Source organism: Paenarthrobacter sp. R1 (assembly GCF_030264015.1).
Taxonomy (GTDB): Bacteria; Actinomycetota; Actinomycetes; order Actinomycetales; family Micrococcaceae; genus Arthrobacter; species Arthrobacter ureafaciens.
This window is the reverse complement of the sequence record NZ_CP127115.1, coordinates 2,155,595-2,181,348: the sequence shown is the minus strand read 5'-3', so window position 1 is coordinate 2,181,348 and position 25,754 is coordinate 2,155,595. Positions and strand designations below refer to the sequence as shown.

Genomic DNA, 25,754 nt, shown 5'->3' with positions numbered 1-25,754 from the left:
CTACGAAACTGGGGGGTTTCACTATGCATCGACCTTTCATGCAGTTATCAACCGCGACCCGCGGCCTCATCCTCTGCCTCATCCCTCCTCTGATCTGGGGCGGCATGTTCCCGATCGCCAACGATCTTGCTACGACCGTCAACGCTTTTCACATGACTTTGATCAGGTATGTCATTGCTGCGGCCTTCCTCGTTTTAATGCTCTGGCGGGCCGAGGGTCTTCGCGCGCTCCGCGTCGATGGTCGCTTGGGCAGGTTGTTCCTGCTGGGCAGCGCCGGGTTCGCTGGATTTGGCCTGCTGGCATTTACGGCTTTGCGATATACGAGCTCGCCCAACGTCAGCCTCATTATGGCGATGATGCCCGCCATTGGGGCGGTTGTAGGTGCGATGGCTACGAGGAAACTGCCTGCCAGCTACACTGTCGCATCAATCCTGGTGGCGTTTGCCGGAGTTTCGCTTGTCATCACCGACGGCGACTATGGCCGACTGTTCAGTGGCCAACTCGGACTGGGTGAACTGCTCGCCCTCTTGGGAGCCGTCTGTTGGGTGACGTACACCCGGGGAGCCATCGGGTTCCAAGGGTGGTCCGCACTGCGGTACACCACGGTTACCACGGTGCTCGGCTGCATCAGCATTCTGTTTGCAGTCCTCATCGCTACAGGGGTTGGCTACGTCACTGCACCAGATCTTGGAGCTATTCTGGGCGGCTGGTTACACCTTGCCTACCTCATAATCTTCGCTGCAGTGGTTGCTGTTCTCTCATGGAACAAAGGCATCGGCTTGCTGGGACCGCTCAATGGAACTCTGTTCATGAACGTCGTCCCCGTCGTTGCCTTCGCCATTGCGATGATCCGCGGATATCAACCGACTGTGACTGCTCTTGTCGGGGCTGTTCTGGTTATTGCGGCGCTGCTCACGAACAACTACTTCTCCAGGCGGTCTGCACGCGCCATCCGGGCGCAGCAGGTGCCGGCCAGTGCTGAGGCGGCCAGCGAATCAGAGGGGGTCCGCGCACGCTAATCCGAGCATGCTAGGATCAATCTTCCATAATTATGAAAATAGCAGTGTATAAGCCTTTTCGTGGAAGAGAAGATCATGGCCACCCAGCTCCATCACCCGGACCTGAACGGTATCAGCGTCGTTAGCATGCTCCGAGCAGTAGCTGACCCTGTAAGGCTCCGCGTGGTCGAGCTCCTCAGGGATGGACCGGAACGGACCTGCTCCTGGCTCGCCGAAGAAGTCCAAATTCCGCTCCCCACCATGAGTCACCATCTCAAGACCCTGCGTGAGGCTGGTGTTACGTTGTCCCGCAAGGAGGGGACCACCCGGTGGACGGGCCTGCGTACTGAGGAGCTTGAAGCGCACTTCCCGGGATTTGTCGAACAACTGGCCCAGCTTGCCCGGGCAGAGCATAGGCGGGAAACGCAGCGGCGGGAGGGGTAGTCCTGAGCGTGCAACGGTGGCTGCCCCGCTGGCTTCAACGTGACGGCAGTGAGCTTTGACTCGGTGGTCCACGCCCGTAGCCAGGCGTGCGCAGGCAAGGTGCCGCCGTCGTTCTCCAATCACGCCGACGGCTGCGCCTGACGGTCGGTCTTGACTACTGTGAAGAGCACCGCTGAGTCCTCTTCCGCTTCGAGGCTGTGGCGGCCGTCCGGCACGATCAACAGGTCTCCCGTTTTCCCCTGCCACGAGTCTTCGCCTGCCTTGAGCCAGACATTTCCCTTCAGCACGAAGACGGTAGCCTCGCCGGGGTTCTGATGTTCGCTGAGCCGCGTGCCTGCGCGGAAAGCCATGACTGTTTGCCGGAGGGTCTTCTCATGCCCGCCGAATGCTGTGTCTGCAGCGCGTCCGCTGGGTGCGGCAACTGCGGCTTCGATTTGCTGGCGGGCGAGAGCCTCGATCGATATTTTCTGCATGAGGTCACCGTACCCACGTTTCCTTGTTCTGCCGAGGGGTGTTGCCGTAGGTCCCGAATCAACAGAATGGCCAATGACGTGTTAGTGTTTTTGACGCTGTTGAGGAGAAAAAGGAAACTGGTTCTCCGAATCACCCTGCGCGGGTGGCGGAATGGCAGACGCGCTAGCTTGAGGTGCTAGTCCTCGAAAGGGGGTGGGGGTTCAAGTCCCCCTCCGCGCACACAATGAGCCCTGGAAGGTCAATGATCTTCCAGGGCTCACATGTTTAAGCTCCCGTGTTCCAGCCGGTAAGCCGCCGGCCGTCACGCGCCCGTGCGCGGCGCGAACATGATGACGCCGACGCCCACTATGCAGATGACGGCTCCAATGATGTCCCAGCGGTCCGGGCGGAATCCGTCAACCAGCATGCCCCAGGCAAGTGAGCCGGCTATGAAAACGCCCCCGTACGCCGCGAGAACCCTTCCGAAATGGGCGTCGGGCTGGAACGCCGCGAAGAAGCCATAGATTCCCAAGGCAACGACTCCCAGCCCGGCCCACCACCAGGCCTTGCCCTCCCGGACTGCCTGCCAAATGAGCCAGGCGCCTCCGATTTCGGCTGCCGCGGCCAGAACGAAGAGGACTGTGGACTTGAGGATGGTCATGGCTCAAGTATTCATTGGCCCGTTATCCACATAGGCCTTCCCGGTGCTTTCGGCCACGACACACCGCCGAATAGCTTTGGATGCAGGAGATGCACTAAGATATTGAAGTCTGTGCTGCGCCCTCCTTCCGAATCTTTGGCGGGGGAGCGAGGCACAGCAATCGCAAATGAACCTCCTGTTACGGAGATACCGTAACCGCTTAGCCCAAAGGAGGTGGGTTCACATATGCGTCCTTACGAATTGATGGTAATCATCGACCCCGAGGTCGAAGAGCGTACCGTAGAGCCGTCGCTTCAGAAGTTCCTGAATGTCATCACCACCGATGGTGGAACCATCGAAAAGGTAGACATCTGGGGCCGTCGTCGCCTGGCATACGACATCAAGAAGAAGTCCGAAGGTATCTACGCAGTGGTGAACTTCACCGCTGAGCCTGCTACCGCCAAGGAACTTGATCGCCAGCTGTCTCTGAACGAGACGATCATGCGCACCAAGATCATCCGCCCCGAAGACCAGAAGGTTGTTGCTGAGTAATCAGCCCCTTCCGGATCTTTACCCCGCAGGAACGAACAAGGAGGCAGTAGATGGCAGGCGAAACCACTATTACGGTCATCGGTAATCTCACCAATGATCCGGAGCTGCGGTTCACCCCGTCTGGCTCAGCAGTAGCGAACTTCACCATCGCTTCTACTCCCCGGACCTTTGACCGCCAGTCGAATGAATGGAAGGACGGGGAAACCCTGTTCCTCCGCGCGTCCGTATGGCGGGAAGCAGCCGAGAACGTTGCCGAGTCCCTCACAAAGGGAACACGCGTCATTGTTTCCGGCCGTTTGAAGAGCCGTTCTTACGAAACCAAAGAAGGCGAGAAGCGCACCGTTATTGAGCTTGAGGTCGACGAGATCGGCCCGAGCTTGCGTTACGCGAATGCCAAAGTCAACCGCACCCAGCGCTCCGGCGGCGGGTTCGGCGCCGGCAACGGTGGCCAAGGTGGCTTCGGTGGCGGCAACGCAGGTGGCTTCGGAGGTGGCCCCGCTGGTGGAAACCAGGGCGGCAACTCCGGTGGAAACTGGGGCGGCAACCAGCCCGCACAGCAGGATGACCCTTGGGCTACGCCCGGTGTCAGCAACGCTGGTGGCTGGGGCAACGGCCCGGACTCCGAACCTCCCTTCTAAACAAAAAAACACCACCATCCCGTGGATCAATATCCACGGGCTCCATAGAAAAGGAGCTCCACGATGGCTAAGGCTGAACTCCGTAAGCCCAAACCAAAGTCCAACCCCTTGAAGGCCGCTGACATCACCGTCATCGACTACAAGGACGTAGCATTGCTGCGCAAGTTCATCTCTGACCGCGGAAAGATCCGCGCTCGTCGCGTCACTGGCGTTACCGTTCAGGAACAGCGCAAGATCGCCCAGGCAATCAAGAACGCCCGCGAAGTTGCCCTGCTGCCCTACTCCGGCGCTGGCCGCGGCTAAGGGAAGGGATTAACTAACATGGCAAAGATCATTCTGACCCACGAAGTAACCGGTCTCGGTGCTGCTGGCGACGTTGTCGAGGTAAAGAACGGTTACGCACGTAACTACCTTCTGCCCCGCGGCTTCGCTCTGACCTGGACCCGTGGTGGCGAGAAGCAGGTTGAGAGCATCAAGGCAGCCCGCGCTGCCCGTGCCCACGCAACTGTTGAAGCTGCACAGGCACAGGCACAGGCACTGTCCTCCAAGAAGGTCAAGCTCGAGGTGAAGGCCGGCGAGTCCGGTCGTCTCTTCGGCACCGTCAAGCCTGCTGACGTCGCTGCTGCTGTTGAGGCCGCTGGCCTCGGCGCCATCGACAAGCGCAACGTTGAACTGCCGAACCACATCAAGTCTGTCGGTTCGTACCAGGCCAACGTTCGCCTGCACGAGGATGTTTCCGCTGTCATCGACCTTGAGGTCGTTGCCAGCAAGTAGTCCCCGACTACGCCTGAAGGACCCCGCTCCCGGATTCCGGGTGCGGGGTCCTTTTTTGCATGCACCGAGGTGGCATTTGATGACAATGTTGGAGCCCCGGATTGCCATTAAATGCCAACTCGCGGAGGGCTCGCGCGGGGTTAGGGCCTATGGATCTCCGTCATGGTGTGGCGGTAGCCGGTACGGATCAGCTCGGCCAGCACATCCCTGTCCACGTCGTCCAGCTTGTTGACGTACAGGCAGGACGCGCCGGTTTTGTGCTTACCCAGTTCTGGAAGCAGACGGTCCGCCTCCGGCCCCATGGTCAGTCCGTAGAGGGCCAGGTTGGTCTTCCGGGGTGAAAAACCGACGGCCGCGGAATCACCCTCACGGCCGCTCGCATACTTGTAGTGGTACTTGCCGAAGCCGACGATCGTGGGACCCCACATCACGGCTTCCTGGCCGGTGAGCTCCCGCATCATGTTCAGCAATTCAAAGCCGTCCGCACGCCGCGTCGGGTGCTCCACGGCACCGAGGAACTCCTCTACGGACGCGTCGGTCGGCTGCGTCTTGTTCTCTGCCATGCAGGTAGTCTTGCAGACACGCCACGGGCTCACCAGCATCGGTGATAGCGTGCACCGGTGAGTCTCCATGTCCCCCGAAACCGCCCGTTCCACGAAGTAGACGTCTTCTCGGACCGGCCGTACTTCGGCAACCCGCTCGCCGTCGTCGTAGATGCCGAAGGGCTCAACAGCGAAACCATGCAGCGGTTCGCCAACTGGACCAATCTCTCCGAAACCACCTTCCTGATCCCGCCCACGCATCCGGACGCGGACTACAAGGTGCGCATCTTCACGGGCAGTGAGGAATTCCCGTTTGCAGGGCACCCCACTCTCGGTTCGGCGCACACGTGGTTGGAGGCCGGGGGAGTGCCCAAGTCTGCTGGCGTAGTGGTTCAGGAGTGTGGAGCGGGTTTGGTGCGCGTAAAGCACGACGGCGGCAGGCTGGCTTTTGCGGCACCGCCACTGACCCGCTTCGGCCCGGTAGAGGACGCTGTGCGGAAGCAATTGGCGGCGGGACTTCGTCTAAATGAGGCTGACATCCTCGATGCCTCCTGGTTGGTGAATGGTCCGGAGTGGATTGGCGTCCTCCTCGAATCTGGCGGCCAGGTCTTGGGATTGGAGCCGGACATGGCTGCTTTGGGTGACTTGAAAGTGGGAGTCATAGGGCCGTATCCGGCGGGTTTCGAGGTGGATTTCGAGGTTCGGACGTTCATCCCGGGTGACGCGATGATCGAGGACCCGGTGACAGGGAGCTTCAACGCCGGAGCAGCTCAATGGCTCATAGGGAGTGGGCGGGCACCGGAGGACTACGTGGCCGCCCAAGGGACAGTACTTGGGAGGGCGGGACGCATCCACGTCAAGGCTGAAGGGGACCAGATCTGGGTGGGCGGTGATTCGACTACCTGTATCCAGGGGACAGTACTGTTATAGGCCTGGGCAACTAAAGGAGAACGCATGGGTTCCGCACGGACATTCGAGTCGATCGTCATCATCTTCAACCCCAACAGCACGGGGAATGCCCCGGAGCTTGCGGAAGAGCTGCACGGGAAGCTAACCAAAATGCTGCCGTACTCCCCGGAGATCGTCCTGGAACCAACTCAACACGCAGGGCACGCGGTGGATCTGGCCCGCGACGCCGCAGGCAGGGGTGGCGACGTCCTGGTGGTCTCGGTGAGCGGCGACGGAGGCTACAACGAGGTGGTCAACGGCGTGATGCAGGCGGAAAACCCCAAGGCAGTGGCCGCGGTTATGGCTGCCGGTAATGCGAACGACCACCGGCGGACGGTTGGTACCAAGCCCCTGGAGGAAGCCATCCTGGAGGGCAACGTCCATAACATTGACCTGCTCAGGATCCACACAGGCCAGAAGGAAAATGAGCCGCTGGAATACGCGCACTCGTACATCGGCTTCGGTCTGACTCCGGTTGTGGCGACTGAGCTGGAAAAGGGAAGCAAGGGCGCCTTGACCGAGATGGTGTCCGTGATCAAGACCTTCTCAGAGTTCAAGCCGTTCGAAATCCGGTTGGACAACGGCAAGCGCCAGAAAGTGGACAGCCTCGTTTTTGCGAATATCCCCGAGATGGCAAAGTACGCCACCCTTAGCGAGGCCGAGGAGACGCCGCGCGACGGCAAGTTCGAGGTCATCTTCTTCCCTCATATGCCCAAGTGGCGGGTGGCATTGAACGCCCTCCGGGCTACCACCCAGGGTCTGGGCGATCAGCCAAGCGTCAGCAGCTATGAATTCACTACGCTGAAGCCCCTGCCGTACCAAATGGACGGGGAAGTAAAGAACGTGGAAGCCGGGATCAAGGTCCGCGTGGAGAGCGCACCGGCGGCGCTGCCCACCATCGGCTGAGTTCAGCCCGCGCTGCAGGCAGCGGTGACAAAGTCATGGATGCGTCCGCGCAGATCTGCAGGAGCCGGCACCTTCAGGGCACCCTGACGGTTGCCGATGGCCACATTCAATGGAACCAGTGTTCCCACCTTGTCTTCAGCGACGGCATGGGGGTCGCAGCGGGCAGGGCGTACGCGCAGGGACAGCACCCGGGCGTCCGCTGCGGCCGCAATGGCGACGTCGCGGGGCCACGGGTCCGACGGCTGCTCCGCCAGTAACGTGGTGCCACCGATCGACTCGATGACCAGGGTCTGGTTGGGCGTAGCGGTTCTGGTTGGGGTGATAATCAGGCGCACGACGGCGGTTCTTCCATCCGGCGCTACGTCCAGTTCCGGGGCCAAGGCGATGGATGCCACCGCCGCGGCCTCCTTGGCGAGGCAGAGTTCGTCCGAGTTGCGCTGCAGGACGCCGAAGGGATCTTGGCCTTCGGCGTTGATTTGTTGTTGCTCATTATTGGTGCGGGCGTACTGGATAGTGGCTGCCGGGGCGTCACCCCCTTGGCTCCCGCAGCGTGGCTCCGTAAGGTTGACGGGGAGGCTCTTGGGTTGGTTCGGCGGGAGTTCCAGTGGACCGTTCTCCGGCCTCCATGTGATGTCCTGCTGAAACAAGCCTGAGCGGAGGTCCACGCCGCTGACCGTGACGGGCGACCCGGAGGTGTTGGTCAGTTGGATGAGGATGGCTTGCTTTCCGTACTGGTCGCGGGACTGGTTGATGTTCACCACGATCTCTGCGGCCGGCTCACTGGTGCCCGATTCCGGAGCGGTCACGGGCTGGCAGGAAGAGACCGCACCCGCGGCACACAGCAACAAGATGAGTGCCAACCATGAATGCCGCTGCCGGGCCATGCGATCAGTCTAGGCCTGGCGTTGGGAACCTGTACGGGTTCCTCTGGCGATAGCTTCGTAAGCATGCTTAGCTTAATTCCCAATACTGGTGCGCCACCGGAAAGGAAGTCATGTCCACTGTTACCCGGCCCTTCAAGTCTTCAGCAGCCGACGTCTGGAAAGTGATCGCCGACGGCTGGCTTTACCCTGGCTGGGTGGTGGGTGCCTCACGGATCCGCGCTGTGGATGATCAGTGGCCCCAGGTCGGTGCGAAGCTTCATCACTCCGTAGGCGTATGGCCCTTCCTGATCGATGACAGCACCAGCGTGGCTGCGGTCCAGACCGGACGCTCCCTTGAGCTCCTTGCCCGTGGATGGCCGATGGGTGAGGCCAAGGTGCTGATCACGGTGGAAGAGGCCGGTCCGGACGAATGCCGCGTCTCCATCTCCGAGGACGCAGTGCGAGGTCCCGGCAAGTTGGTTCCCAAAGTCCTGCGGGATCCTGTGATCGACGTTAGGAACAACGAGACCCTGCGACGACTGGAACTGATGGCAGTCGGCGGGGCTGGGCGGCAGAGGTAGCCTTTTCGGCAAGATCCTTCGCCCAGGGCCTCTTCCGTCCTGGCATGGTCCGCAGGTGCGCACACGGACGGTGCACAGGCGGGGGATGGGTTCATGGGGTCATCGGAAGCGGCAGAAGCCAGGGTGGCGGCAGCGGCCAGTGCAGGGCCTCCCAAGACGGAGAGTGAGCCGGGCAGGCGCAGGCGTCCGCGGAGAATCCGAAGGCTGGAGCTCGCCGTCGTGCTGGTCCTGGCCGTACTCCTGGCCCTTTCTGCCACCCCGTGGCCATCGGCGATGGTGATCCGTGGGGTGGGACTCTGCGGGTGCACAGCTGGCCAGCCAAATGGCCACCCTGACAGTCAATCCTGCCTACGCCAACCTGCTCGGCGTAGAGCCGGCGTTGCGCAAGGAGGATCTGGCTGCCACCATTCTTCACTGCGGTGTTTACGATCTGGACGCCATGAGCAAGCTCAACGGTCTGGTGGAGTGGGGTCTCAAGACGTCTTTGTGGTCCTACACGGGCACCAAGGACTGGTCCGCCACCTATGCCGGGGCAACCATGTCTACCATCGGGTTCGTCACCGGTGACTTGCCCCCTACGTTCATCAGCGGCGGCAACGGAGACGGGTTGACCTGGTTGCAGTCCGTTCCCTACAGCAATCGCTTGAAAGCAGCCGGAGTTCCCGTGACAGAGCTTTTCTGGCCAGCCGACCACACTCCGGCACTTCCTCATGAGTACCAGTTCCAGTTGAATTTCTCCGAAGCCAAGGATGCCAAGGACAGGACCCTGGACTTTCTGGCCGCTCACGTGCGCCCGGGCCGGTAGAAGCGTCCGGGAATACTTCCGGAGCCCGCCCGGTTCAACCACATAGATGCATATGCATGTAAGCTGAGTTGAATCGAGCAACAGGAGAACGCCATGGAAACCCGCCGCATAACCGTCCTTTCAGCAGGGCTTGGCGTGCCGTCGTCGAGCCGTCTGCTGGCCGACCAATTGGCTGCCTCCACGGAACGGCAGCTGCAGGCAGCCGGGTACCAGGCGAAGATCGACATCGTTGAACTAAGGGACTTGGCGGTGGACATCGCCAACAACTTCGTCACCGGATACGCAGCTCCCCGCCTCGCGGAGGTGATCGCCGGCGTCGAAGACTCCGACGGCATTATCGCCGTCAGCCCCGTTTTCAGCGCCTCCTACAGCGGCCTCTTCAAGTCCTTCATCGACGTTCTGGATCCCAAGTCGCTGGACGGCAAGGCGGTCCTCATTGGCGCCACGGGCGGCACCGACCGCCACCAGATGGTTCTGGACCACGCCATGCGGCCGCTCTTCAGCTACCTGCGGACCAGGATGGCGGCGACTGCCATCTTCGCCGGGCCCCAGGACTGGGGTAATGACGACGGCGGCTCACCGCTTTCCGCGCGCGTGGACCGGGCGGCCGGTGAGCTCGTGCAACTGCTGAGCGGCCCCCAGCCCGGGCGGAAGTCGCCCGCCTTGGAGTCGTTGCCGTTCGAGCAATTGCTGGCAGGAATCTCTGCTGCGCAGTAGGCCGAACTAATCGCCGTGCCGGGTCGTTGGGCAAGGCATGAAATGTCCTGTGGATTCTGTAGACCTGGTGATGAGCGAACGCAGCGGGGTTGAGATTGATTACTGCCCGCAATGCAGGGGTGTGTGGCTGGACCGCGGTGAGTTGGACAAAATCATCGATCGGGTGGCCGCCGACCCCGCACCCGCTCCGGCGCCGCACGTTCCAAGCCAACCTCCCATAGCCCCTCCACCGCTCTACAACCCGTTCGAATCGAGGCCCGGGCAGCCGCGGTACGACGACCGGGGTGGCCGCCGGGACTATGAGCGGAGGGACGCTGATCGGCGGGACTACGACCGTCGCGATGACTATGGCCGCAAGCGGAAGAAGAAGGAAGGCTGGCTCGGAGACCTGTTCGACTTCTAGTCGTCCAGCAGCTCGATGAATTCGCGCGCCTGCTTGATGGTGATGTCCGAGTGGCGGGTCAGGGCCAGCGCTGCGCCCTCCACGTCCCCGCTTTTGGCGAGGGTCCTGATCCGCCCGTAGATCTCGTCATTGAGCATATTGCTGCTCACCTCGCGGGTCACATCGCCCTTGCTGACGATTGCACGGTACCGGTAAGGGAACCGCTCGGGCTCGTCGTCATCGTCCGCCAGCAGGTCCTTGGCGGGAGCTTCCGGCCGGTAGGGCTGTGGATGGGCGGCGAGGGCTCCGACGGCGTCGCGAGAGGCCCGCAGACCTTCTCCGGTGGCCTGCAAGTAGAGCTTGATGGCCGCCATCCCTTGGCCCTGCGCTATGAGGGAGTACAGGCGACGGTGCTGTTCCTCATTTAGTTTGGCTGCCGACTCCTTGGCGAGGGTGACTGCATCCTTGGGCACGTTCAAGGCCGCGGCGTCGGCACGGGTCTCGGCAGATCGCTTGGTGTAGGAGCGAATGAGCAGCAGCACGCCCGCAATGACCGCAATGAGGATCACGAGCGGGATGAGAAGCGAATCCATGGCGTTTATCAGAGCCGATCTATGTAGTTCTTGGCGGTCATGAGATCTGAGTGTGTTGCCTGCCGCAGTACCTTGATGGCTTGGATCTTTTGGCCGCTGCGGACAAGGTTTTGGAGCTCAAATGCCAACTGTGGGTTGAGCTGGCCGTTGGGAAGTATTGCGGGTTGCTGACCCCGGGCAGGGGAATTCGGGGACTGCTGGCCAGGGGCCGGGCGCGAAGTGTGGGAACGGTTCTGGCTGGGCTGCGCGGAAGCTTCTATGCGTGCCCGCTGGGCCAGTGCCGCCTGGATTTGCGAGGCTTGGTGCGCGGCGGAGCGTGACGCCAGTTCACGTTGGTAGCGCTCCGCCTCGGACACTCCGGTATCACGGGGCCGAAGCGCCGTGGACACGGCCCATAACAGGCCAATAAGGATCACCAAAGGGAGGGCTGTCAGGAGCAGGTCGCCAAGGTTGTTCCCCATGCTTAGAGCTTATGCCAGATTGAGGTTATCCACAGCACATTCCATGAGCGGCATAAGCTTCCGAGAGGGAAGTGTCAAATGCGGCATGAACTTGTTGAATGCATCACATTCTGGGCATGTTTGTGCCTCGTCGAGGCGTGATGGGCTTCCCTCCTGGTGAATGTACCTGTGGATGGTTATCCACTAAAAAATCTTTTGCTCCACAAGCTGTGAGGGACGTTTTCCCATGTCAAAAGCGGTTTTGAGCGAAAAGAATTTTTGTATCCACAGGTTCACGCACAGTCTGTGCACAACCAATGGGGCTTATTCCACAGGTTATCCACAGATGTGCAAGACGGCCGGCTTTGTGCTTCCCAAGAGCGCGGATAACGTGGCTCAGGTACCTGTTTCAGGATGGAAATAACCCTCCCGAATACCCTCAGCCGACGGCGCGCAAATCAGCTTGAGGATACTTCTGTGGATAAGTTGTGGGTAACGGGGACGGCCCTAAAAATGTCGGTCCCGGACGATATAACAGGAGCACTCGGCTGGTCCGGATGCCAAGGTTATCCATTCCAGGTCCACCCGCGCTTTACGCACCGCCGAGGGACGGAATCTCTGCAGCGGTACACATATGGAGGACGGCTTTGTCAGTAACGCACTTGGACTCACTCGAGGGCACCCGGGCTTCGGATTCGAGCCGCAAACCTCCGCAGGACATCGCGGCTGAACAATCAGTCCTCGGTGGCATGATGCTCTCCAAGGACGCCATTGCCGACGTCGTGGAGATCGTTCGCGGGCACGATTTTTACCGCCCGGCGCACGAGACCATCTACGAATCCATCATTGACCTGTACGGACGCGGAGAACCCGCTGACGCAGTGACCGTCTCGGATGAACTGACCAAACGCGGCGAGATCAACAGGATCGGCGGGCCGGCCTATCTCCATGAACTGATCCAGACTGTCCCCACCGCCGCAAACGCCGGCTACTACGCGGAAATCGTTGCAGAACGCGCAGTCCTGCGCCGGTTGGTCAATGCCGGAACCAAGATCGTGCAAATGGGCTACGGCCAGGACGGAGAGGTCGAAGACCTCGTCAACCAGGCCCAGGCCGAGGTCTACGCTGTTGCTGAAAAGCGCACGGCTGAAGACTACGTTGCGTTGAAAGACGTCTTGGAGTCCACCGTGGACGAGATCGAGGCGTCCGGGCACCGTGGAGAGGGCATGGTGGGTGTTCCCACCGGCTTCTATGAACTGGACGAACTCACGCACGGCCTCCACCCTGGCCAGATGATCGTGATTGCAGCACGCCCCGCGGTCGGTAAGTCCACGTTTGCGCTGGACTTCGCCCGTTCGGCAGCCATCAAGAACAACATGGCGACTGTGATGTTCTCCTTGGAAATGGGCCGGAACGAGATCGCCATGCGCCTGCTCTCCGCGGAGGCCACCATCAGCCTCCAGGATCTCCGCAAGGGAACCATCAAGGACGAGCAATGGTCCAAGATCGCCACCACCATGGGCCGGATGAATGATGCGCCCCTGTTCATCGACGACAGCCCCAATATGTCCCTCATGGAAATCCGGGCCAAGTGCCGCCGCCTCAAGCAGCAACATGACCTTAAGCTCGTGGTGCTCGACTACCTGCAGCTGATGAGCTCGGGCAAGAAGGTCGAATCCCGCCAGCAGGAAGTGTCCGAGTTCTCGCGTGCGCTGAAGCTGCTCGCCAAGGAACTCCAGGTCCCCGTGATCGCCCTCTCGCAGCTGAACCGTGGTTCAGAACAGCGTCAGGACAAGCGGCCCATGGTTTCCGACCTCCGTGAATCCGGTTCTATCGAGCAGGACGCGGACATGGTCATCCTCCTCCACCGTGAGGATGTCTACGACAAGGAGTCCCCGCGCGCAGGTGAAGCGGACATCCTGATCGCCAAACACCGTAACGGCCCTACCAAGGACATCGTCGTGGCATTCCAGGGCCACTACTCCCGGTTCGCCAACATGGCCGGCGATTCCGGCGGAGGCGGCGGTTTCTAGCACCCGCTAAGCAGCGTCCTCAAGCTGCCGCCGCAGCAGGCAGAACTCGTTGCCTTCGGGGTCTTGCAGCACATGCCATTGTTCCTCGCCCGTTTGCCCGACGTCGGCTTGCCGGGCTCCGAGGGCAAGCAGGCGCTCCAGCTCAGCAGCCTGGTCCCGGTCCACGGGATTGACATCGATATGGAGCGGCAGGCGGCCCGCCCGCGGGTTGCTGCTGGGGCTCAGGATGATGGTGGGCTGCAGGCCGCCGAAGCCGGCATCGGACGGCCCGATCTCAATCGAGCCCTCATCCCTGTCGAGTTCGACGTATCCGAGCACGTCACTCCAGAACTTGGCGAGCAGTTCGGGATCTTTGCAGTTCAGGACCAGTTCGCTGATTCGGCAAGACATGGACGCCAGTGTAGTTGGGCTTCAGCCCAGTAAGAGATAGAACACGATTGCCAATCCGGGGATGAGGGCCTGTCCTATCGCACTCGTCCACAAGCGTTTCTCCGTCACCCAGAGCCAAAAGCCCAGGAACACGTGGCTTGCGCAGCAAAAAAGGACGATTGACGTTCCACCAGCCGCGTTGCCTGTGTTCACCATCAACAAACCCACGGCCAATCCAAATGCGAAGGCAAAGTTGTAGGCACCTACGTTCATGGCCCACATCCTGACGGCCCTCACGTCGTCCGGTTGGATCAGAAAGATCCGGTGGAAGCGTTGATCGCCGTGGAAGAAAATCTCAAGAATGCCGACGCTGCCCAGCGTCAGGAGTGGAGGGCCGCAGATCCTCCGAGACAGCTAGCAGCCTTCGAAGTCGCTGAGGACCTTCACCTTCTCCGCGGAAGCGGACGAGGGATCGAAGGCGTAGCCAACCCACTCCTTGGCCAGCCGCCGGGCGAGTTCCACGCCCACCACGCGCTGTCCCATGGTGAGGACCTGGCAGTCGTTGGAGAGGATGGAGCGCTCCACGGAAAACGAATCGTGGGCCGCGGTGGCACGGATACCGGGCACCTTGTTGGCGGCGATGGCCACGCCGATGCCGGTACCGCAGAAGAGGATGGCGCGATCAGCCTTGCCGTCGCGGATCATTTCGCCTGCCGCGATGCCCACGTACGGGTACGGCCTGGTGAAGTCCGCATCGGCACGGTTCACTCCGATGTCAATCACTTCGGTGATCCGGTCGTCTGCCTCCAGATCCGCGAGGATCCGGTCTTTGTAGTCAACGCCGGCTTCATCGGCGCCCACGATGATGCGCATGGTTACTCTCCTAGTTGGCGGCTGCAGCTACGGGAACTGCCGTGAAGTGGGGCCCGACGGCGGTGAACACCATGGCGAGCGACGTCGCCCCGGGGTCGGGGGTGCCGATGCTCTTCTCGGCGAGCGGACGGGCGCGGCCTTTGAGCGGGCGAAGATCAGCGGTGGCGGCTGCTGCCGACGTTGCTGTTGCAGCCGCGGCAGCCCACGCCTCCTCTGCGGGGGACCCTGCAGCCACGGCGTGAGTGAAGGAAGAAGCAAACGGCAGCAGGGAGTCCACCATGGTCTTGTCGCCTATCTTGGCTTTGCCCAGGCCAGTGATGCGGTCGGCGAAAGCGCGCACAGCGGCCGCGAGGAGGTCCGCCGTCGGGCTTTCCGAGTCGCCCAGCCGCTCGCCAAAGGCGCGCAGCCCGGCACCCCAGAGGACACCCGACGTTCCGCCGGCTTTGTCGGCCCACGCGTCGCCGCCGGCGATCAGCACGGAGCCCGCCCCGGCACCGGCCGAGTAAGCGGCGGCAGCGGCCCGAAGGGCGGCAGCGGACCCACGGACCATGCCGCGGCCGTGGTCACCATCGCCGGCGATTGCGTCCATGTCTCCGAGCATCGACTCCGATTCGCGGAGCAGCTCCGCAGTGGCTTCCAGCGCGGCAAGGCACTTGCCGGCGTAGGCCCGCGATCCCTCTGTGGAGGAGTAGTTGGCGGCGTCCGAGGCAACGACTTCTTCCACAGCGTCGCCGGGCGCGGCGATATCGAACCCAACCGAACCCCGGCGATAGGCCGGAGTCAGGGCAGGAGCCGTCCAGTACTCCTCCAGTTCCTCGTCCAGCCATGTCAGGGTCAAGGAAACACCTGCCATGTCCAGGCTGGTCACCAGTTCTCCGACCTCGGGCATGACCAGGGTGTAGCCCGCCTCGCGGAGGAGCGGGGCGACCGTGCGCCACAGGACAAAAAGTTCCTCGTTCTTGGTGGAGCCAAGCCCGTTGAGGATGACGGCAACACGACCGGACGCGGCTGCGGGCGCTTCCGCCAGGACGCGTCGCACCAGTTCGTGGCCAAGTTCGACGGCGGTAGGCAGTTCAGTATCGAACAGTCCCGGTTCGCCGTGGATACCCAGGCCCAGGCCCATGTGACCCTCGGGAAGGCGGAAGAGGGGTTGCTCCGCTCCCGGGAAGGTGCAGCCGCTGAATGCCGTTCCGATGGTGCGGGTGCGGTCATTGGCCTTGCGTCCCAAGCGCACCACCGAATCCAAGTCCAGCCCGGCTTCGGCGGCTGCACCCATGACCTTGAAGACCACGAAGTCCCCGGCAATGCCACGGCGCTTTTCAACCTCGGACAAAGGAGCACTGGCGATGTCGTCCGTGACCAGTACGTTTTCCGCCCGGATTCCCTCGGCATTCAACCGTTCACTGGCCATGCCGAAGTTGAGGACATCGCCGGCATAGTTGCCATAGGTGAAGACGATGCCGGCACCCGAGTTCGCGGCCTTTGCCACGGAGTAGGCCTGTTGGGTGGACGGTGAGGTGAAGATGTTTCCGACCACGGCCCCGTCAGCAAAGCCCGGGCCGATGATGCCGGAGAACGCGGGGTAATGCCCCGAACCGCCGCCCGTAATAACTGCCACCTTGGGAGCGGAGGGCCGGTTGCGGCGAACGGCGCCACCCTCTACCTGGCGTACGAGGTCCGAGTGGGCGTCGCAGAAGCCGGAGAGGGATTCATCGGCGAAGTCGGCGGGATCGTTGAAGATTCTGGTCATGGTGGGTCCTGGTGTTCCTCGGAATGCGGGGGACTAGTGAATGTGGCTGCCGCCGTTGATGTCGATGGTGGTGCCGGTGAGGTACGCGGAATCCTCGGAGGACAGGAACGTGATGACGGCGGCAACTTCCTCGGTAGTGGCGTTGCGGCCCAGGGGGATGCCGGCGTTGATGGCGTCTTCCTGCTCCTGGGTGCTGCCTACGCGGATGTTCGTGTCCACCGCTCCGGGGGTGATGGCGTTAACGGTCACGCCGGTTTCGCCGATTTCACGGGCCAGGGCTTTGGTGAAGCCGAGGATGGCTGCCTTGGCTGCGGAGTAGGGAACCTTGCCGAACACGCCCCCACCGCGCTGGGCGGAAACGGATGACATGTTCACGATGCGGCCCCAGCCGTTGGCGATCATGTCCGGGAGGAATGCCTTGGTCACCAGGTAGGTGCCGGTGGCGTTGACGTCCATGACCTTGTGCCACAGCTCAAGGGTGGTTTCGAGGAACGGAACGGGGGAGGTGATGCCGGCGATGTTCGCCAGAGCGCCCACCACCGGGAGGTTTCCGGCCGATACTTCAGCCGCAACGGCAGCCTGGGCCCTGGCAACGGAGGCTTCATCGGCCACGTTGATTTCGTAACCGAACGCGGGGACGTTGAATTCGTTGCCGATTTCGGCAGCGACCTTCGCCGACTTCTCGCCGTCGAGGTCGAGGATGACGACTCCCCAGCCCTGAGCGGCGTAGCGGCGGGCTGTGGTGAGGCCGATTCCGCGCTCGGAGGTGGCTCCGGTGAGGACTGCGGTGCGCTGGGTGGTGGTCATGATGCTCCTTGAATGGTGTGCAGGGGGTACTGGATGAGGTCTGTGATGAAGCTGCCGGCCTTGGCTGCGGCAGCGGGTCGCTCGTCATGGGTGACGTCGCGGGTTTCGAGTTCCAGGGAGAAGTGGCCCGTGTAGCCGATGTCCCGCAGGGCGGAGAGACCGGCCGCGAAGTCCGCTTGGCCGTTGCCGATACTGAGGTTGATGTTCCCGGGCCCGGTTTCGGTGGCGGGCACCGCATCGCGCAGGTGCACGTGGGTGATGCGGTCGCCGAACCGTTCGATGAAGTCCACCGGATTGCCCCCGGAGGCCACGATGTGGCTGAAGTCCATGACGATTCCGACGTTTGAACCGATGAGCTGGTCGGCAAGGAGCTGGGCCCGCTCTGTGTTCCAGCACAGCCGGAAGTAGTGCAGGGATTCGGTCCACAGTTCTACGCCGAACTCTTTGGCCCGTTCGGACGCGTGGATGAGTTGGGCGCCAACCGTTTCGATATCTCCCTCGAGGCTGCCCACGGGTTCGTGGTCGATCGCACCGCACGGCAGGACCAGTGCTTTCGCCCCGGTTTTGGCAGAGAGGCTGAGCAGCATCTCAAGGTGGCGTTCGCGTTCCAGCCGGGCGTCGGCGTCGAGCGTTGCATTCAGGTCCCCGATGTCGCCGTTTACGCTGCGGACGCGCAGTCCGGACTCACGCACGACGGCGGCAACCGCCTCCACTGCCTCGGCGTCCAGTACGTAGGGCACGTGGTCGCAGACGCCGGGGAGTGCTCCGAGGTCGATCTCTTCGAAGCCGAGACCGCTCATGGTGTGCAGGGCTGTTGCCAGGTCCTGATGCCGGAAGCTGATGGAAGAACAGCCCAGTCTTTGATGGAACATCGTCGTTGATCCTCAGGTTGCGGCTCTCGACGGAGAGAGCCTTTAGTGATGCGGACCACGTTATCGGAGTTAACTGTCAACAGTCAACCCTCAAAGTTGACTGTTGACATTGCTGGTGGTGTCGGTCACAGTTGACGTATTATGTTGACTGTCGACAGTGGTGTTGCGGAATGCAGCCCACTCTTCGAAAGGGAATAAGCAATGAGCAATGATGCTCTGACCATGCGTGGTCCGGTTCATGGAACCAAGGAAGCCAAGCGAGTCGCCGTCGGTTCTGGCGTCGGCGCAGTCATCGAAACCTACGACTTCATCGGGTTCGGCACCGCTGCCGCACTGTACTTTGGTACGGCATTCTTCCCGGGCGCCGATCCGGTGACCGGTACGTTGGCGTCCTTCGCGACACTCGGTGTTGGCTTCGCTGCCCGTCCTTTGGGCGGCATCATTGGCGGCCACCTTGGCGACAAGCTTGGCCGTAAGCCCGTCCTCGTTGCCTCCCTCATCCTGATGGGCCTGGCGACCTTCGCTATTGGCCTCCTCCCGACCTATCAGCAGGTCGGCCTGCTGGCTCCCGCACTGCTGGTGATCGTGCGCATCATCCAGGGCCTGGCATTCGGCGCCGAATGGGGCGGTGCCATCCTGATGAGCTACGAGCACGCACCGTGGAAGAAGAAGGGCCAGTTCACCGGCATCGTGCAGGCCGGCTTCCCCGTAGGACTGCTGCTGGCAAACCTCGTCTTCCTCTTCAGCGTCGGCCTCGGCAGTGAATGGGCCTGGCGCGTACCGTTCCTCGCCAGCATCCTGCTGGTCGCCGTAGGACTCATCATCCGTTCCAAGGTGCCCGAGTCCCCGGTCTTCGAAGACGTCAAGACCAAGGGCGACATTGTTAAGTCCCCGATCGTCGAGGTCATCAAGACCGACTGGCGCAATATCGTCCGCGGCATCGGCCTCCGCATCGCCGAAACCGCCGGCTACGCCGTCTCCGTGACGTACATGATCTCCTACCTCCACAGCACCAAGCTGGCCGACAAGACCCAGACCCTGGTGGCCCTCTGCATCGCAGCCGCCATCGGCATCTTCGCCACCTACGCCTGGGGCAAGCTGACCGACAAGGTGGGCCGCCGTCCCGTGTACATCTGGTCAACGGCCTTCGCCGTGGCCTTCGGCATCCCGATGTTCCTCCTGGTCAACACCGGCATGTTCATCTTCATCATCGCCACGATCGTGATCGCCTACGCCGTATGCCAGAACTCGCTCGCCGGCGCCCAGGGTGCCTGGTTCCCCGAGCTGTTCCAGGCCAAGACCCGCTCCTCCGGCGCATCCCTCGCCTACCAGATCTCCGCCATGGTCTCCGGGTTCACCCCGTTCATCACCACCCTGCTGTTCGTCAGCTTCGGCTGGATGGGCCCCGCGGCCCTCTTCAGCATCTACGGAGCCATCGGTCTCTGGGCCGCCTTGATCACCAAGGAAACCTGGGGCAAGCGTGAGCGCCGGCTCGCGGAAGAAGCCGCCAGCAAAACTCCCCAGACGGTAACCGCCTAAGCAACCACTCGACGTCGGGCGTGTTCTCCCCATCGGTACACGCCCGACCCCGGAAGGATTCCCGTGACTATTCCATCAGTCGAAGCAGCGCCCGCTTTGCCGGCCGCCGACCGCGTGGAGCGCATCCGCGCTGCCGCCTACCGCATCCGCCACCACGCCCTGAACATGGGTGAGGTCCAAGGCCAGGGCTACGTCGGCCAGGCCCTGGGCGCAGCGGACATGTTCGCCGCCGTTTACGCCGACCAGCTCACGTACCGTGCCGAAGATCCGCACTGGGAGGGGCGCGACAGGTTCCTGCTCTCCACTGGGCACTACGCGATTGGGCACTACGCGGCCCTGGCCGAAGCCGGGATCGTTCCCGTGGCTGAACTCGAAACCTACGGCTCGGACGATTCCCGCCTCCCGATGTCCGGGATGTCCACCTACACCCCGGGCATGGAAATCTCCGGTGGTTCGCTGGGACACGGCCTGACCATCGCGGTCGGGATGGCTCTTGGCCTCCGGGCGCAGGGTTCTTCCAACCGCGTCATCAACTTCCTTTCCGACGGTGAACTGGATGAGGGCTCAACCTGGGAAGCTGCCATGGGCGCCCACCACCACCAGCTGGGCAACCTGACAGCCATGGTGGACATCAACGCCCTCCAGGCCGACGGCGCCACCAATACGGTGCTGCGCACCGAACCGGTCACCGAGAAGTGGGAATCGTTCGGCTGGTACACCCAGCGCGTGGACGGGAACGACGTCGGTGCGCTGCTGGCAGCGTTCGACAACATCGCCGCAGTTTCGGCACCGGTCGGGCAGCCGTCCGTGATCCTCTGCGACACCAAGGTTGGGCGCGGGGTGCCGCTGCTGGAGACGCGGGAGAAGGCACACTTCATGCGCATCGAAGAACACGAATGGCAGATCTGCCGCGAGCAGCTGACCGCAGGATACGAAGGGACGGCATCAGCATGAGCACAGTCACCGCAGCGGCTTCGCCCGCAAAGCAGAAGTTGAAGACGTCGGCGATGATCGCTTCCTTCGCCGACCCGGGCCAGAAGACCACCTCCGCCCCGTTCGGTCACGCGTTGGTTGCCGCCGCCGAGGCTGATAAGCGGATTGTCGGTCTGACGGCAGACCTCGGCAAATACACGGACATGCATATCTTCGCGAAGGCTTTCCCGGAGCGGTTCTTCCAGATGGGCATGGCCGAGCAGCTCCTCCTTGGAGCCGCCGCAGGCCTGGCCGAGACCGGCATGATCCCCTTCGCCTCCACCTACTCCGTGTTCGCTGCCCGCCGTGCCTACGACTTCCTCTGCCTGGACATCGCCGAGCCGAACCTGAACGTCAACATCGTCGGTGGGTTGCCGGGGTTGACCACCGGCTACGGACCCAGCCACCAGGCAACCGAGGACATGGCGATCTTCCGCGGCATGCCCAACCTGACCATCGTGGACCCTTGCGACTCGGTCGACATTGAGCAGGCTGTTCCCCAGCTGGCAGCCTCGGAAGGGCCCACCTACCTCCGCCTGCTGCGGGGCAACGTTCCCACGGTGCTGGATGAGTACGACTACACGTTCGAACTCGGCAAAGCCAAAGTGCTGCGCGGCGGCAACGACGTTGTGTTCGTTTCCTCAGGTTTGATGACCATGCGGGCCCTCCAAGCGGCAGACGCCCTGGCCAAGCACAACGTTGACGTTGCCGTGGTTCACACCCCCACCATCAAGCCGTTCGACTCCGCGACCGTCCTCGCCGAACTGAACACGGACCGACTCGCCGTCACCCTGGAAAACCACACCGTTGTTGGCGGTCTGTTCGAAACCGTCGCCTCCGCCGTCGTAACTGCCGGTCTGGGCAAGCGCGTGGTGCCCATCGCGCTTCCGGACCAGTTCCTCGACGCCGGCGCGCTGCCGACGCTTCACGAGCGTTACGGACTCTCCGTCGACAGGATCGTTGCCAAGGTCCTGGCCGAACTCGGCTAAGAACAAACCCGCAAGAAGGGGCGCAGGACTGCCGGTCCTGCGCCCCTGCCCGTAGTATCAACTGTTAACACCGGACTGTTGGCAGTCGCCCGTACACATTGAGGACACATCATGGCCCTGACCGCATCCCTGTTGGGACTGGAAAAGAAGAGCTTGCGCGAACAGGCGCTCATCGCTCTGCGGAGTGCCATCACCAGCGGGGAACTGGAGCCCGGCCGCCACCTCGTAGAGACCGAACTCTCCGAGATGCTCCAGATCAGCCGCGGAACCCTCCGTGAAGCGCTGCGGCAGTTGGAGCAGGAAGGGCTGGTGTCTGCCGGGGCGCGGGGCCGGCTCTCCGTTCGCCACCTGGACGTCAAGGAAATCCGGGACATCTTCGCGGTCCGGGGCGTCCTCGAATCGCTCGCTGCGCGTACCCTGAGCGACATGCCGGACAAAGAGGCCGCCCTCGCTGAACTGCGTGCCGCCGTCGAGAACATGGGCAACGCCGCAAAGCTCTCACTCGAGGAACAGATCGAAGCCGACCTCGAGTTCCACCGGACGCTGTGCCGGCTCTCCGGGAACGAAACGCTGCTCCATCAGTGGGAATCACTGGAAGGCTCCATCCGGATGTCCATTATGTTCGCCGGTTTGGAGCGTGCCACCAGGAACATGAGCGTCGGACGGCATCACGACATTGTGGCCGCCATCGAAACCGGAGACGCTGCCAAGGCGCGCGAAACCATCATCGGACACATGGACGGTGCCGCCGAAAACCTGGTGGGCTAGGTAGGCTCGGTGAATCCGTGAGTTGATGGATTACTGAGGAGGGCGCGGATTTGCCGATGTGGATGCAGGCCCTGATGTGGGGCACGATCGCCGGCGGCGCGTTGGTGCTCGGCTCGGCGTTGTCATGGAAATGGTCCATCCCACCCAAAATCGTCTCATCCGTCATGTCCTTTGGCGCAGGCGTCCTCATCTCCGCATTGGCCTTTGACCTTGTGGACGAAGCCGCCAGTGGCGGGGGTCTATGGCCGACTGTCTTCGGGTTCCTGGCCGGCGCGGTTGTCTATGTGGGAGCAAACTTCCTGCTGGCCCGCCGGGGGGCCAAGCACCGGAAACGCTCGGGTGGCCACCAGCCCAGCGAAGCAGAGTCGCCGGGCAGTGGGACCGCGATCGCCGTCGGTGCCCTCCTGGACGGCATTCCCGAATCGGTGGTTCTGGGCCTCGGGCTGATCACCGGGGGAGGCGTCAGCCCGGCGATGCTCGCTGCCGTCTTTATCTCCAATGTCCCGGAAGGGCTTTCCAGTACCGCGGGCATGAAGAAATCCGGACGCAGTGCCGCCTACGTCTTCGGAGTCTGGGGCGGCATCGCAGTGCTGTGCGGTATTGCCTCACTGGTCGGTTACTCGGCACTGGAGAACGCACCGGCAGGAGTCATTGCCTTCATCACGGCCACCGCAGCCGGTGCCATCCTGGCAATGCTCGCGGACACCATGATCCCGGAAGCCTTCGAGGAACATCACCTGCTGAGCGGTTTGATTGCTTCGCTGGGCTTCCTGACAGCCTTCACGATCAGCGAACTCGGGGGCTAGCCTCTTCCGCAGTCGATCAGTTCGCTGGTCTCTGGCCGCCAGCGTTCAACAGATGGTCCGGCAGCCGATTTCCAGGTGCCCTGCCGCGGATTTCCAGCAGTTCCCGCGCGTGGGCGTGCAGCTTCTTGTCCTCCTCGGAGACCGGAACCCAAGCAGGGATAGGAACGGCGGTGCCGGTCTCGTCCCGGGCCACCATGACGGTGAGGCAATACGTGGTCAGATTCATCTCCCGGGTCTTTGGATCGCCCGAACGGACATGTACCGCAATGTGCATACCTTTGGCGCCGGTGTAGACCAAGCGGGCTTCCACTTCCACCACATGGCCAATGAGGAGAGGCCTGTAGAAGCGGACGCCGCCGGAGAACACGGCAACCGTGTCCTTTCCGCAGTACCGCGACGCGCAGACATAAGCGGCTTCATCGATCCACTTCATCACGATGCCACCATGGACTTTCCCGCCCCAATTCACGTCCGTGGGGGACGCCATGAACCGCAGCGTCACACGCTCGGCCGTTCCGGCGTCGGTATATTCCTGGGCGTTCATTGCGTTCACGATCTGTTCGCGAACATCTATGCGGGCAAGGGCATGTTCGCGTGCTTCGATTTCGGCGGGCGTGGATGGCTCGAACTGAGGGACGGGGATCGGCTTTCCGTCGGGTCCCACGGCAACAAAGATCACCATGCATTGGCTGTGCATTGTCTCCGGCCCGCCCTTGGGATCCCGGGAGCTCACGGTCGTGTGGATGTGCATGGACGAGCGGCCGGTGTAGACGATCGTGGAGGTGACCTCAACCATGTCGCCGCTGTTGACGGGATCTGCGAAGTGGATGTTGCCCACATATGCCGTGACGCAATAGGACTTTGCCCAGCCGACAGCTGCTGCGTACGCCGCCTTATCCACCCACTCAAGGACGGTGCCGGCATCGACTGAGCCGCTGTGGCCCACGTCCATGGGGGCTGCGAGGAAGCGGAGGGTCACGGAATTCGCGGGGGACTCGCTCATGGTTCGAAGTTTACTGTCGGCGTGTTTCTGTTACGTGACTGAGTCGTTCCTCTATCACTTCCCGCCCCCCTTTCTGCCGTTCCTCTATCGTCTCCCGCCGTCTCCCCGCCGTTGCTCTATCACTTCCCGGCGCCTTTTCGCGGTTCCTCTATCTCTCTCTTGAAGGCAGTGATAGAGGAACCGGGAGATCGATGGGTTTAGTGATAGAGGAACCGGGGGATTGGGGGGTGGCTGGGGTGTCGGGCAGTAGGTGACACTGCAGTTGCGATGCAATTGAGAATCATTATTATTAACGCATGTCATCAATCACACCCTCCTTCGACCTGCCCTCGAGAACCACGCGCCGCCGTCTGCGGGCGGTTGCCGCCGTCGGGCTTTCCGCCACTTTGCTTGGCGCCTGCGCGGCGCCCGGCAACCAAGCAGGTGCGGCGCCGGAACCAAGCCCGTCCACAGCCTCCACCAAGGAGGCGCCCGGTCCCGCTCCTCGCCTCGTTTACACCCACGACGGCGGCGTGGCCGTTCTGGACGCAAGGACCCTGAAGCCGGTCGGCGGCGTGGAGCTCGAAGGCTTCAATAGGCTGAACCCGGCGGGTGACGGCAGGCATGTGCTCATCTCAACGGGGGACGCTTTCCGTGTCTTTGACTCCGGTGCCTGGTCCGAGGCGCACGGCGACCATAGCCACCACTACGTCTCCGACCCCGCCTTGACCGGGCTCTCCTTCGACGCCGACGAGGCAGGGCACGTGGTTACCCACGCCGGCAGGACCGTCCTGTTTAGCGACGGTTCCGGGAAAGTGGAGAGCTTCGCCTCTGCGGACCTCACAAAAGGGGGCGAACTGCCTGCCACCGACCAGTACACGACGCCCGAGCCCCACCATGGTGTCGCCGTTGAGCTAGAGGACGGCAAGATGCTGGTGACGCTAGGCAATGAGGAAAGTCGGAAGGGGATCGCCATTTTGTCGGCGGGCAAGGGCCAGGATCGCCGGGAAATTGCGCGCAATGAGGATTGCCCGGGCGTGCATGGCGAAGCGATGGCTGGCGGTGAGGCCGTGACGGTGGGGTGCACCGACGGCATGCTGATCTACAAGGACGGCGTCATCACCAAGGTGCCCAGCCCGGATGCATACGGCCGGATGGGAAACCAGGCGGGCTCGGAGAAATCTCCCGTGATCCTCGGTGACTACAAGGTGGATAAGGGTGCGAAGCTGGAGCGTCCTACCAGGATCTCGTTGGTCAATACCGACTCCGCATCGCTGCGACTCGTGGACATCGGGACCAGCTATTCGTTCCGTTCGCTGGGCCGGGGACCCGCAGGCGAAGCGCTGGTTTTGGGAACAGACGGCGGTTTGCGCGTCATCAACCCGCTGACGGGCGCTGTGGAAAAGAACATCCCTGTGGTGGCTGCATGGGAAGAGTCGGAAACCTGGCAGGACCCGCGGCCCGCCCTGTTCGTTCAAGGTTCGACGGCGTTCGTCACAGAGCCTGCGACGCGAACCATCCGCGCTGTGAACCTTTCCAGCGGGAAGGTTGCGGGATCGGCCCAGCTTGAGCACGTGCCGAATGAGCTCACGGGCGTCACGGGCTGATCTCTCCCCTTTCCACCCTCACCCGGATGCTCTTCCACATCCTGCCTCCTTCAGCCCGACGCTCTATCACTCCCCTGAAGAGAGTGATAGAGCGTCGGGGGATTGGCGGTG

At 62.3% G+C, this 25,754-nt stretch carries 32 protein-coding genes and 1 tRNA gene; 20 read left to right on the top strand and 13 right to left on the bottom strand.

Features of this window, described 5'->3' with window-relative positions; all coding sequences use genetic code 11:
- The first annotated feature begins 38 nt into the window (after nucleotides 1-38).
- Together QN084_RS10620 and QN084_RS10615 are read left to right on the top strand one after the other, a co-directional pair.
- Nucleotides 39-1,019 carry a DMT family transporter gene (locus tag QN084_RS10620; RefSeq protein WP_069696580.1) on the top strand — a complete coding sequence of 327 codons (981 nt, stop codon included), beginning with the start codon at nucleotides 39-41 and terminating at the stop codon, nucleotides 1,017-1,019.
- 75 nt (nucleotides 1,020-1,094) lie between these two features.
- The gene (locus tag QN084_RS10615; protein WP_069696656.1) at nucleotides 1,095-1,442 is read left to right on the top strand and encodes an ArsR/SmtB family transcription factor; all 348 of its coding nucleotides are present in this window, start codon (nucleotides 1,095-1,097) and stop codon (nucleotides 1,440-1,442) included.
- A 119-nt stretch (nucleotides 1,443-1,561) separates the two neighbouring features.
- Here the strand turns inward: QN084_RS10615 and QN084_RS10610 are convergent, their stop codons facing one another.
- A complete protein-coding gene (locus tag QN084_RS10610) occupies nucleotides 1,562-1,915 on the bottom strand; it encodes a cupin domain-containing protein (protein ID WP_021473326.1) in 354 nt (117 codons plus the stop codon).
- Between the two features lie 137 nt (nucleotides 1,916-2,052).
- Between QN084_RS10610 and QN084_RS10605 the strand changes: the two genes are divergently transcribed.
- Nucleotides 2,053-2,135, top strand: a tRNA-Leu gene (locus QN084_RS10605).
- An 82-nt stretch (nucleotides 2,136-2,217) separates the two neighbouring features.
- On the opposite strand, the gene QN084_RS10600 is transcribed toward QN084_RS10605, so the two are convergent.
- Nucleotides 2,218-2,556, bottom strand: a complete 339-nt coding sequence (locus QN084_RS10600) for a YnfA family protein (RefSeq protein WP_021473325.1) — start codon at nucleotides 2,554-2,556, stop codon at nucleotides 2,218-2,220.
- A 225-nt stretch (nucleotides 2,557-2,781) separates the two neighbouring features.
- On the opposite strand from QN084_RS10600, the gene rpsF reads away from it, so the two are divergent.
- The 4 genes from rpsF (at nucleotide 2,782) to rplI (ending at nucleotide 4,499) form a co-directional block, all read left to right on the top strand.
- Nucleotides 2,782-3,087 (top strand): 30S ribosomal protein S6, encoded by a 306-nt coding sequence (rpsF, locus tag QN084_RS10595; protein WP_021473324.1) that lies wholly within the window; start codon nucleotides 2,782-2,784, stop codon nucleotides 3,085-3,087.
- 50 nt (nucleotides 3,088-3,137) lie between these two features.
- Entirely contained in the window at nucleotides 3,138-3,725 is a 588-nt protein-coding gene (locus QN084_RS10590; RefSeq protein WP_021473323.1) for a single-stranded DNA-binding protein, read from the top strand.
- A 63-nt stretch (nucleotides 3,726-3,788) separates the two neighbouring features.
- Nucleotides 3,789-4,028: a 30S ribosomal protein S18 gene (rpsR, locus tag QN084_RS10585; protein WP_003800144.1), complete on the top strand. Its 240-nt coding sequence runs from the start codon at nucleotides 3,789-3,791 to the stop codon at nucleotides 4,026-4,028.
- A gap of 18 nt (nucleotides 4,029-4,046) precedes the next feature.
- Nucleotides 4,047-4,499 (top strand): 50S ribosomal protein L9, encoded by a 453-nt coding sequence (gene rplI / locus QN084_RS10580; RefSeq protein WP_021473322.1) that lies wholly within the window; start codon nucleotides 4,047-4,049, stop codon nucleotides 4,497-4,499.
- Nucleotides 4,500-4,639: 140 nt separating this feature from the next.
- Here rplI and QN084_RS10575 read toward each other — a convergent pair whose 3' ends face one another.
- Nucleotides 4,640-5,062, bottom strand: coding sequence for a DUF1801 domain-containing protein (locus tag QN084_RS10575; protein ID WP_069696655.1), 423 nt, complete (start codon nucleotides 5,060-5,062; stop codon nucleotides 4,640-4,642).
- A gap of 57 nt (nucleotides 5,063-5,119) precedes the next feature.
- On the opposite strand from QN084_RS10575, the gene QN084_RS10570 reads away from it, so the two are divergent.
- Nucleotides 5,120-5,971 carry a PhzF family phenazine biosynthesis protein gene (locus QN084_RS10570; RefSeq protein ID WP_069696579.1) on the top strand — a complete coding sequence of 284 codons (852 nt, stop codon included), beginning with the start codon at nucleotides 5,120-5,122 and terminating at the stop codon, nucleotides 5,969-5,971.
- Nucleotides 5,972-5,995: 24 nt separating this feature from the next.
- A complete protein-coding gene (locus tag QN084_RS10565; RefSeq protein ID WP_069696578.1) occupies nucleotides 5,996-6,895 on the top strand; it encodes a diacylglycerol/lipid kinase family protein in 900 nt (299 codons plus the stop codon).
- Between the two features lie 2 nt (nucleotides 6,896-6,897).
- Here the strand turns inward: QN084_RS10565 and QN084_RS10560 are convergent, their stop codons facing one another.
- Nucleotides 6,898-7,779, bottom strand: coding sequence for a hypothetical protein (locus tag QN084_RS10560; protein ID WP_069696577.1), 882 nt, complete (start codon nucleotides 7,777-7,779; stop codon nucleotides 6,898-6,900).
- Nucleotides 7,780-7,889: 110 nt separating this feature from the next.
- On the opposite strand from QN084_RS10560, the gene QN084_RS10555 reads away from it, so the two are divergent.
- The 4 genes from QN084_RS10555 to QN084_RS10540 all read left to right on the top strand — a co-directional run bounded on the left by QN084_RS10555 (nucleotide 7,890) and on the right by QN084_RS10540 (nucleotide 10,264).
- On the top strand, nucleotides 7,890-8,339 hold the full coding sequence (locus QN084_RS10555) for an SRPBCC family protein (protein WP_069696576.1): 450 nt from the start codon (nucleotides 7,890-7,892) through the stop codon (nucleotides 8,337-8,339).
- A 322-nt stretch (nucleotides 8,340-8,661) separates the two neighbouring features.
- Nucleotides 8,662-9,144: an alpha/beta hydrolase gene (locus QN084_RS10550; RefSeq protein ID WP_021473316.1), complete on the top strand. Its 483-nt coding sequence runs from the start codon at nucleotides 8,662-8,664 to the stop codon at nucleotides 9,142-9,144.
- A 93-nt stretch (nucleotides 9,145-9,237) separates the two neighbouring features.
- Nucleotides 9,238-9,861: an FMN reductase gene (locus QN084_RS10545; protein WP_021473315.1), complete on the top strand. Its 624-nt coding sequence runs from the start codon at nucleotides 9,238-9,240 to the stop codon at nucleotides 9,859-9,861.
- A 49-nt stretch (nucleotides 9,862-9,910) separates the two neighbouring features.
- Nucleotides 9,911-10,264 (top strand): TFIIB-type zinc ribbon-containing protein, encoded by a 354-nt coding sequence (locus tag QN084_RS10540; RefSeq protein WP_236593392.1) that lies wholly within the window; start codon nucleotides 9,911-9,913, stop codon nucleotides 10,262-10,264.
- On the opposite strand, the gene QN084_RS10535 is transcribed toward QN084_RS10540, so the two are convergent.
- Both QN084_RS10535 and QN084_RS10530 read right to left on the bottom strand, forming a co-directional pair.
- Nucleotides 10,261-10,836, bottom strand: a complete 576-nt coding sequence (locus QN084_RS10535; protein ID WP_021473313.1) for a hypothetical protein — start codon at nucleotides 10,834-10,836, stop codon at nucleotides 10,261-10,263. The genes QN084_RS10540 and QN084_RS10535 overlap by 4 nt on opposite strands.
- An 8-nt stretch (nucleotides 10,837-10,844) precedes the next feature.
- On the bottom strand, nucleotides 10,845-11,297 hold the full coding sequence (locus QN084_RS10530; protein WP_062098863.1) for a hypothetical protein: 453 nt from the start codon (nucleotides 11,295-11,297) through the stop codon (nucleotides 10,845-10,847).
- A gap of 626 nt (nucleotides 11,298-11,923) precedes the next feature.
- On the opposite strand from QN084_RS10530, the gene dnaB reads away from it, so the two are divergent.
- Nucleotides 11,924-13,309 (top strand): replicative DNA helicase, encoded by a 1,386-nt coding sequence (dnaB, locus tag QN084_RS10525; protein ID WP_031216797.1) that lies wholly within the window; start codon nucleotides 11,924-11,926, stop codon nucleotides 13,307-13,309.
- A gap of 6 nt (nucleotides 13,310-13,315) precedes the next feature.
- Here dnaB and QN084_RS10520 read toward each other — a convergent pair whose 3' ends face one another.
- From QN084_RS10520 to QN084_RS10495, 6 genes are all read right to left on the bottom strand, one after another.
- A complete protein-coding gene (locus tag QN084_RS10520; RefSeq protein WP_069696574.1) occupies nucleotides 13,316-13,699 on the bottom strand; it encodes a VOC family protein in 384 nt (127 codons plus the stop codon).
- Between the two features lie 21 nt (nucleotides 13,700-13,720).
- Complete coding sequence (locus QN084_RS10515; RefSeq protein ID WP_231942036.1) at nucleotides 13,721-13,990, bottom strand: DUF1304 family protein; 270 nt, start codon at nucleotides 13,988-13,990, stop codon at nucleotides 13,721-13,723.
- A 102-nt stretch (nucleotides 13,991-14,092) separates the two neighbouring features.
- Nucleotides 14,093-14,551, bottom strand: a complete 459-nt coding sequence (locus QN084_RS10510) for a ribose-5-phosphate isomerase (RefSeq protein WP_021473308.1) — start codon at nucleotides 14,549-14,551, stop codon at nucleotides 14,093-14,095.
- A gap of 10 nt (nucleotides 14,552-14,561) precedes the next feature.
- A complete protein-coding gene (locus QN084_RS10505; protein ID WP_069696573.1) occupies nucleotides 14,562-16,301 on the bottom strand; it encodes a dihydroxyacetone kinase family protein in 1,740 nt (579 codons plus the stop codon).
- A 33-nt stretch (nucleotides 16,302-16,334) separates the two neighbouring features.
- Nucleotides 16,335-17,108, bottom strand: coding sequence for an SDR family NAD(P)-dependent oxidoreductase (locus QN084_RS10500; protein WP_021473306.1), 774 nt, complete (start codon nucleotides 17,106-17,108; stop codon nucleotides 16,335-16,337).
- A complete protein-coding gene (locus QN084_RS10495) occupies nucleotides 17,105-17,980 on the bottom strand; it encodes a sugar phosphate isomerase/epimerase family protein (protein ID WP_021473305.1) in 876 nt (291 codons plus the stop codon). The genes QN084_RS10500 and QN084_RS10495 overlap by 4 nt, the downstream gene beginning before the upstream one ends.
- 201 nt (nucleotides 17,981-18,181) lie before the next feature.
- Here QN084_RS10495 and QN084_RS10490 point away from each other — a divergent pair, with 201 nt between their 5' ends.
- From QN084_RS10490 to QN084_RS10470, 5 genes are all read left to right on the top strand, one after another.
- On the top strand, nucleotides 18,182-19,519 hold the full coding sequence (locus QN084_RS10490; RefSeq protein ID WP_021473304.1) for an MFS transporter: 1,338 nt from the start codon (nucleotides 18,182-18,184) through the stop codon (nucleotides 19,517-19,519).
- Between the two features lie 63 nt (nucleotides 19,520-19,582).
- Nucleotides 19,583-20,473, top strand: coding sequence for a transketolase (locus QN084_RS10485; RefSeq protein WP_021473303.1), 891 nt, complete (start codon nucleotides 19,583-19,585; stop codon nucleotides 20,471-20,473).
- Nucleotides 20,470-21,480: a transketolase family protein gene (locus QN084_RS10480; protein ID WP_021473302.1), complete on the top strand. Its 1,011-nt coding sequence runs from the start codon at nucleotides 20,470-20,472 to the stop codon at nucleotides 21,478-21,480. The genes QN084_RS10485 and QN084_RS10480 overlap by 4 nt, the downstream gene beginning before the upstream one ends.
- Nucleotides 21,481-21,591: 111 nt before the next feature.
- A complete protein-coding gene (locus QN084_RS10475; RefSeq protein WP_021473301.1) occupies nucleotides 21,592-22,248 on the top strand; it encodes a GntR family transcriptional regulator in 657 nt (218 codons plus the stop codon).
- A 50-nt stretch (nucleotides 22,249-22,298) separates the two neighbouring features.
- Complete coding sequence (locus QN084_RS10470) at nucleotides 22,299-23,054, top strand: ZIP family metal transporter (protein ID WP_031216794.1); 756 nt, start codon at nucleotides 22,299-22,301, stop codon at nucleotides 23,052-23,054.
- A gap of 16 nt (nucleotides 23,055-23,070) precedes the next feature.
- Here the strand turns inward: QN084_RS10470 and QN084_RS10465 are convergent, their stop codons facing one another.
- Nucleotides 23,071-24,057 (bottom strand): acyl-CoA thioesterase, encoded by a 987-nt coding sequence (locus QN084_RS10465; protein WP_021473299.1) that lies wholly within the window; start codon nucleotides 24,055-24,057, stop codon nucleotides 23,071-23,073.
- A 296-nt stretch (nucleotides 24,058-24,353) separates the two neighbouring features.
- Between QN084_RS10465 and aztD the strand changes: the two genes are divergently transcribed.
- Nucleotides 24,354-25,643 (top strand): zinc metallochaperone AztD, encoded by a 1,290-nt coding sequence (gene aztD, locus QN084_RS10460; RefSeq protein ID WP_069696572.1) that lies wholly within the window; start codon nucleotides 24,354-24,356, stop codon nucleotides 25,641-25,643.
- Nucleotides 25,644-25,754: the final 111 nt, after the last annotated feature.

Coding starts and splice junctions, on each gene's coding strand:
- QN084_RS10620 (WP_069696580.1), top strand. CDS start 39: ATGCAGTTATCAACCGCGACCCGCGGCCTCATCCTCTGCCTCATCCCT.
- QN084_RS10615 (WP_069696656.1), top strand. CDS start 1,095: ATGGCCACCCAGCTCCATCACCCGGACCTGAACGGTATCAGCGTCGTT.
- QN084_RS10610 (WP_021473326.1), bottom strand. CDS start 1,915: ATGCAGAAAATATCGATCGAGGCTCTCGCCCGCCAGCAAATCGAAGCC.
- QN084_RS10600 (WP_021473325.1), bottom strand. CDS start 2,556: ATGACCATCCTCAAGTCCACAGTCCTCTTCGTTCTGGCCGCGGCAGCC.
- rpsF (WP_021473324.1), top strand. CDS start 2,782: ATGCGTCCTTACGAATTGATGGTAATCATCGACCCCGAGGTCGAAGAG.
- QN084_RS10590 (WP_021473323.1), top strand. CDS start 3,138: ATGGCAGGCGAAACCACTATTACGGTCATCGGTAATCTCACCAATGAT.
- rpsR (WP_003800144.1), top strand. CDS start 3,789: ATGGCTAAGGCTGAACTCCGTAAGCCCAAACCAAAGTCCAACCCCTTG.
- rplI (WP_021473322.1), top strand. CDS start 4,047: ATGGCAAAGATCATTCTGACCCACGAAGTAACCGGTCTCGGTGCTGCT.
- QN084_RS10575 (WP_069696655.1), bottom strand. CDS start 5,062: ATGGCAGAGAACAAGACGCAGCCGACCGACGCGTCCGTAGAGGAGTTC.
- QN084_RS10565 (WP_069696578.1), top strand. CDS start 5,996: ATGGGTTCCGCACGGACATTCGAGTCGATCGTCATCATCTTCAACCCC.
- QN084_RS10560 (WP_069696577.1), bottom strand. CDS start 7,779: ATGGCCCGGCAGCGGCATTCATGGTTGGCACTCATCTTGTTGCTGTGT.
- QN084_RS10555 (WP_069696576.1), top strand. CDS start 7,890: ATGTCCACTGTTACCCGGCCCTTCAAGTCTTCAGCAGCCGACGTCTGG.
- QN084_RS10550 (WP_021473316.1), top strand. CDS start 8,662: ATGGCCACCCTGACAGTCAATCCTGCCTACGCCAACCTGCTCGGCGTA.
- QN084_RS10545 (WP_021473315.1), top strand. CDS start 9,238: ATGGAAACCCGCCGCATAACCGTCCTTTCAGCAGGGCTTGGCGTGCCG.
- QN084_RS10535 (WP_021473313.1), bottom strand. CDS start 10,836: ATGGATTCGCTTCTCATCCCGCTCGTGATCCTCATTGCGGTCATTGCG.
- QN084_RS10530 (WP_062098863.1), bottom strand. CDS start 11,297: ATGGGGAACAACCTTGGCGACCTGCTCCTGACAGCCCTCCCTTTGGTG.
- QN084_RS10520 (WP_069696574.1), bottom strand. CDS start 13,699: ATGTCTTGCCGAATCAGCGAACTGGTCCTGAACTGCAAAGATCCCGAA.
- QN084_RS10510 (WP_021473308.1), bottom strand. CDS start 14,551: ATGCGCATCATCGTGGGCGCCGATGAAGCCGGCGTTGACTACAAAGAC.
- QN084_RS10505 (WP_069696573.1), bottom strand. CDS start 16,301: ATGACCAGAATCTTCAACGATCCCGCCGACTTCGCCGATGAATCCCTC.
- QN084_RS10500 (WP_021473306.1), bottom strand. CDS start 17,108: ATGACCACCACCCAGCGCACCGCAGTCCTCACCGGAGCCACCTCCGAG.
- QN084_RS10495 (WP_021473305.1), bottom strand. CDS start 17,980: ATGTTCCATCAAAGACTGGGCTGTTCTTCCATCAGCTTCCGGCATCAG.
- QN084_RS10490 (WP_021473304.1), top strand. CDS start 18,182: ATGAGCAATGATGCTCTGACCATGCGTGGTCCGGTTCATGGAACCAAG.
- QN084_RS10480 (WP_021473302.1), top strand. CDS start 20,470: ATGAGCACAGTCACCGCAGCGGCTTCGCCCGCAAAGCAGAAGTTGAAG.
- QN084_RS10475 (WP_021473301.1), top strand. CDS start 21,592: ATGGCCCTGACCGCATCCCTGTTGGGACTGGAAAAGAAGAGCTTGCGC.
- QN084_RS10465 (WP_021473299.1), bottom strand. CDS start 24,057: ATGAGCGAGTCCCCCGCGAATTCCGTGACCCTCCGCTTCCTCGCAGCC.
- aztD (WP_069696572.1), top strand. CDS start 24,354: ATGTCATCAATCACACCCTCCTTCGACCTGCCCTCGAGAACCACGCGC.